This window comes from Sulfitobacter sp. (assembly GCF_041552635.1).
In the GTDB taxonomy this organism is placed as follows: domain Bacteria; phylum Pseudomonadota; class Alphaproteobacteria; order Rhodobacterales; family Rhodobacteraceae; genus Sulfitobacter.
This window is the reverse complement of the sequence record NZ_JBFEKM010000224.1, coordinates 1-4,892: the sequence shown is the minus strand read 5'-3', so window position 1 is coordinate 4,892 and position 4,892 is coordinate 1. Positions and strand designations below refer to the sequence as shown.

The following is a 4,892-nucleotide window of genomic DNA, read 5'->3' as shown; positions in this document are numbered from 1 at the left end:
CTTGGGCCAAATTGCTATGGTTTCATCAATGCGCTCGACGGGGCGCTGTTGTGGCCTGACCAGCATGGGTGCAGTCGCGTCGAGACTGGGGTCGCTATTCTGACGCAGTCATCCAACATTGCGATCAACCTGACCATGCAGCGGCGCGGTGTGCCGATCGCCTATATGGTGACTTGCGGAAACATGGCGCAGACCCAGCAGGCCGAAATTGCATTGGCGTTGCTTGACGATCCAAGGGTCACTGCCATTGGCCTTCATATCGAAGGGTTTTCCGACCTCGGGCTTTGGCATGAATTGGCGCTAAAGTCGGCAGCACAAAATATCCCTCTCGTCGCGCTCAAGGTTGGTGCTTCTGATCAAGCGCAGCAGGCAACCGTGTCTCATACTGCGTCGCTTGCGGGCGGGGATGCGGGGGCCGCGGCCTTGCTGGCAAGGCTGGGGATCGCGCGGCTCCATGATCTGCCGAGCTTTTTGGAAACGCTAAAGCTCTTGCACAGCCAAGGACGGTTGCCGTCAAGCGCGCTGTCATCGGTAAGCTGCTCGGGCGGCGAGGCAAGTTTGGCTGCCGATACGGCCCATGGTCGCAAGGTTGATTTCCCTGCGCTGACAGATGCGCAAAGCCATGCCTTGAGGGATGCGCTTGGCCCCATGGTCGCGCTGTCCAATCCGCTGGATTACAACACTTATGTCTGGCGGGATGTTGAAAAGATGACCGCCGCCTGGTTGCCGATGGCGGCAGATCATATTGGCCTGACGCTGTTAATCGTCGATTACCCGCATACCGATGCCAGTGATTGGGAATGTGCGACGCAGGCGGCGCTGAATCTGCACGCATTGTCGGGCAGGCCTGTGGCTGTGGTTGCAACCCTGCCCGAACTGATGCCGCAAGATGTTATCGGCCGTTTGCTTGCCGGTGGGGTAACACCGATCTGCGGTCTGACAGAGGCCATCTTGGCGGCCGAGGCTGCGGCGTTTGATCTGGCTCCCGATCCGGTGCCTTCGCTGCCTCCGGGCCCCGAACGCGAGGCGTATCTGATGACCGAGGCAGACGCCAAGGCCGCGCTGCATCACTTTGGATTGCGCGTCCCGCAGGGTGCGGTGGCACAAACGCCCACAGTCGCCGCGCGGCTGGCGTTGTCCTTTGGCAGCGCCGTCGTCCTGAAGGGGCTGGGCTTTGCGCATAAATCCGAAGCGGGGGCGGTGGCCATCGGGTTGCAGGCGCATCAGGTCGAAGCAGCGGCCAGCGCAATGCAGGCGGGCAGTTTTCTGGTTGAAGAAATGATCACCGACCCTGTGGCCGAACTGTTGATCGGTGTGACCCGCGACCCGGCGCACGGATTTTTGCTGACCCTTGGGGCTGGCGGTGTCCTGACCGAACTTTGGCAAGATACCACGTCGCTGTTGCTGCCCGTGACGGCTATGCAAATCGGTGATGCGTTGCAGGCCTTGCGCATTGCGCCGCTTTTGAACGGCTATCGCGGCAAATCGGGTGCCGATATCCCTGCCATCATCGCCGCGATCATGTCGGTGCAGGCTTATGTGATTGCCCATCAGGACACGATCAGCGAAGTTGAGATCAATCCGCTGATCTGCACCACAAGCGCGGCGATAGCCGTGGATGCGCTGATCCGCAAAGCGTAAAAGGAATAGCCCAATGAGTGTCATTAAAACCCAAACCGACGGTAGCATCCTGCTGGTCACGCTGGACCGCCCCAAGGCCAATGCAATTGATCTGGAAACCTCAAGGCTGATGGGCGAGGTGTTTCGCGACTTTCGCGACAATCGCGATTTGCGCGTGGCGATCATCACCGGGGCCGGCCCCAAATTTTTCTGCCCCGGTTGGGATCTGAAGGCGGCCGCTGGCGGGGATGCCGTCGATGGCGATTACGGCGTAGGCGGTTTTGGCGGATTGCAAGAATTGCGTGGCATGAACAAGCCGGTGATTGCCGCCGTAAACGGCATTGCCTGCGGCGGCGGGCTGGAACTGGCGTTGAGCGCCGACATGATCCTTGCTGCGGACCACGCGACATTTGCCTTGCCCGAAATCCGGTCTGGCACCGTTGCCGACGCTGCCAGCATCAAGCTGCCCAAGCGTATTCCCTATCACATTGCGATGGAGCTGTTGCTGACAGGCCGTTGGTTTGATGCAAACGAGGCGAAAGGTTGGGGGCTGGTCAATGAAGTCATTCCCGCAGATCAGTTGATGGATCGTGCTTGGGAACTGGCGCGATTGCTCGCCTCTGGCCCGCCGTTGGTTTATGCCGCGATCAAGGAAATTGTGCGCGATGCCGAGGATTCGAAATTTCAGGATGCGATGAACCGGATCACAGGCAGGCAATTGGCGTCGATCGACACGCTGTATTCATCCGAAGACCAGATGGAGGGGGCACGCGCCTTTACCGAAAAACGCGACCCCGTCTGGAAGGGCAAATAGCAGCCTTATTTCTAAACAAGGCGGCGCTTGGGCTAACTGAGGGTCGCGCATCCAAAAGCAGGCGGCCCTGATGAAAATTATGTTTGTGCACCAGAATATGCCCGGTCAGTACCGCGAACTGGTGCAATGGCTGGCGGACACCGGCGAACATCAAATTTATTTCCTGACCCAACGGCAGAAACCGCCCAGCTTTAAGGGTGTCGAGACCCGGATTTACAAAAGCCATCACAAGCCCGCCAAGGATGCGTACGGTCTGTCCAAAAATTGGGAGGAATCCGCGGGCAACGGTCTTGGGGCCGCCCGCGCCGCCAAGTTGATCGAAAAGACCGAAGGTTTTAAGCCCGATATCGTGGTGGGCCATGTGGGTTGGGGCGAGCTGACATTCTTCAAAGAGGTTTGGAAAGACGTCCCGATCATCGGCTTTTTCGAATATTACTACAGCGACAGCGGCGGTCCTGTGGGGTTTGACCCCGAAGAACCGGTGTCCGAGAATACGCCGTTCTTGCTGCACGCGCGCAACGCCGTGCCGCTTGCCAATATCGAAACCGTCGATGTGGGACTAAGTCCGACCTTTTGGCAGCGCGACCGCTTTCCCGAAAGCTTTCACGACAAGCTTTATGTCTGCCACGACGGGATCCGGACGGATCAGTTGAAACCGAAGCCCGATGTGCAGTTGAAGCTGGGGCGCATGGACCGTGCCCTGACCCGCGACGATGAAATTGTCACCTATGTCACGCGCAACCTTGAACGTACCCGCGGCTTTCATGTGTTTATGCGCGCCTTGCCGAAACTGCTGCGCGAACGGCCTAATGCGCGGGTGTTGGTGCTGGGGGGCAATGACACGTCCTATGGCGGCAAAAGCAAACATCCCGGTGGTCTGCGCGCCGAAATGGAAGCCGAAGTCGGCAAGGATGTAGACTGGAGCCGCGTGCATTTTCTGGGCAAGCTGCCCTACGAGGATTACCAGAAGATTATCCAGATCAGCCGCTGTCATTTGTATCTGACGATGCCCTTTGTGCTGTCATGGTCGCTGCTGGAATCAATGGCGATGGAGGCAACGATTGTCGCCTCTGATGTGGCCCCCGTCCGCGAGGCGATCACTCATAACGAGACAGGTTTGCTGTTTGATTTCTTCGATCCTGAAGCTTTGGCAGATCAGGTGATTGATGTGCTGGCCACGCCCGCGAAATATGCCCATCTTGGCCCTGCTGCGCGCCAACATGTGGTCAAGACGTACGATTTCCTGACCAAATGCCTGCCTGAACATATCGCCCAGATGAACGATCTGGTGCCAGCGGACAAGCGGATCAAGCTGCCGCTGGACATGGGCTGAATCGTGGACAAGACGCTTCTTTCCATCGGTCACGGGTATAGTGCGCAGGCCTTGGCCGCGCGGTTGATCCCGCAGGGTTGGCATATCTTGGGCACGACGCGTAGCGCCGACAAGGCCGCTGAGATTGCGGCGACCGGTGTTGCACCCGTCATTTGGCCCGGTGCCGATCTTGGTGCTTTGATCGCGGAAATTCCGCATATCCTAGTCTCTGCCGGGCCGGGGCGGGACGGTGATCCGGTGCTGAATGCGGTTGAGGATGACATCGCCCGCGCCGCGCCGCATGTGCGTTGGCTTGGCTATCTGTCCACCACGGGCGTTTACGGCGATCATGGTGGCGATTGGGTGGATGAAGACACGCCGCTTACCCCGTCTACCAAGCGCGGTCAGGCCCGCGTCGAGGCCGAGGCGCGTTGGCAGGCGATCCCTGATCTGCCGCTGCATATCTTTCGGCTGGCGGGCATTTACGGCCCCGGTCGCGGCCCCTTTGCCAAGGTCCGCGCTGGCACAGCGCGGCGGATCATCAAAGACGGTCAGGTGTTTTCGCGCATCCATGTCGCAGATATCGCGCAGGCGCTTGATCTGTCGCTGCACAGTCCCGACCCCGGCGCGATCTATAACCTGTGCGACGATGATCCGGCCCCGCCGCAAGACGTGATTGCCCATGCCGCCGAATTGCTGGGCCTGCCGGTGCCCCCTGCCATTGCCTTTGAAGATGCGGACATGACCCCGATGGCACGCAGCTTTTATGCCGAAAGCAAAAAGGTTCGGAACGATCGCATCAAGCAGGCATTGGGGTGGAAGCCAATCTTTCCGACTTATCGCGCCGGGTTGGCGGCCATGGCGACCTCGGAAAGCTGACACTTTTTGCCCATTAACCATTTGCAAGACTGGTTGGCGCACGCGGCTAAGGTTTCGTTACCCCAGATAGGCGCGCAGTTCCGGTGGTGGATTATCCATCAACGCGGCTGCCGGTTGGGGTGCTTTGGCCTGACCGTTTGCGACAAAGATCACCTGATCCGCGATGCGCCGCACGTCTTCGGGGGCGTGGGTCACCATGATCAGGCTGGCGCGGGTTTCGGTCACTAGTTCATGCACCAGATCCAGCATTTCGTTGCGCAACGCGGG

At 59.2% G+C, this 4,892-nt stretch carries 4 protein-coding genes and 1 pseudogene; 4 read left to right on the top strand and 1 reads right to left on the bottom strand.

Going from position 1 to position 4,892, the window contains the following annotated elements; translation table 11 throughout:
• From ABYT07_RS18785 to ABYT07_RS18770, 4 genes are all read left to right on the top strand, one after another.
• Positions 1–1,641, top strand: a 1,641-nt coding sequence (locus ABYT07_RS18785; RefSeq protein WP_372993553.1) for an acetate--CoA ligase family protein, incomplete at its 5' end; no start/stop codon positions are given.
• Positions 1,642–1,654: 13 nt separating this feature from the next.
• The gene (locus tag ABYT07_RS18780) at positions 1,655–2,434 is read left to right on the top strand and encodes a carnitinyl-CoA dehydratase (protein ID WP_372993552.1); all 780 of its coding nucleotides are present in this window, start codon (positions 1,655–1,657) and stop codon (positions 2,432–2,434) included.
• A 70-nt stretch (positions 2,435–2,504) separates the two neighbouring features.
• Positions 2,505–3,767: a glycosyltransferase family 4 protein gene (locus ABYT07_RS18775; RefSeq protein ID WP_372993551.1), complete on the top strand. Its 1,263-nt coding sequence runs from the start codon at positions 2,505–2,507 to the stop codon at positions 3,765–3,767.
• A gap of 3 nt (positions 3,768–3,770) precedes the next feature.
• Positions 3,771–4,625: an SDR family oxidoreductase gene (locus tag ABYT07_RS18770; protein ID WP_372993550.1), complete on the top strand. Its 855-nt coding sequence runs from the start codon at positions 3,771–3,773 to the stop codon at positions 4,623–4,625.
• A gap of 57 nt (positions 4,626–4,682) precedes the next feature.
• On the opposite strand, the pseudogene ABYT07_RS18765 reads toward ABYT07_RS18770, so the two are convergent.
• A pseudogene (locus tag ABYT07_RS18765) lies at positions 4,683–4,892 on the bottom strand (thiamine ABC transporter ATP-binding protein); the annotation flags it as partial.

Bases quoted from the DNA above. Each gene is read 5' to 3' on its own strand.
- ABYT07_RS18780 (WP_372993552.1), top strand. From the start codon at position 1,655: ATGAGTGTCATTAAAACCCAAACCGACGGTAGCATCCTGCTGGTCACG.
- ABYT07_RS18775 (WP_372993551.1), top strand. From the start codon at position 2,505: ATGAAAATTATGTTTGTGCACCAGAATATGCCCGGTCAGTACCGCGAA.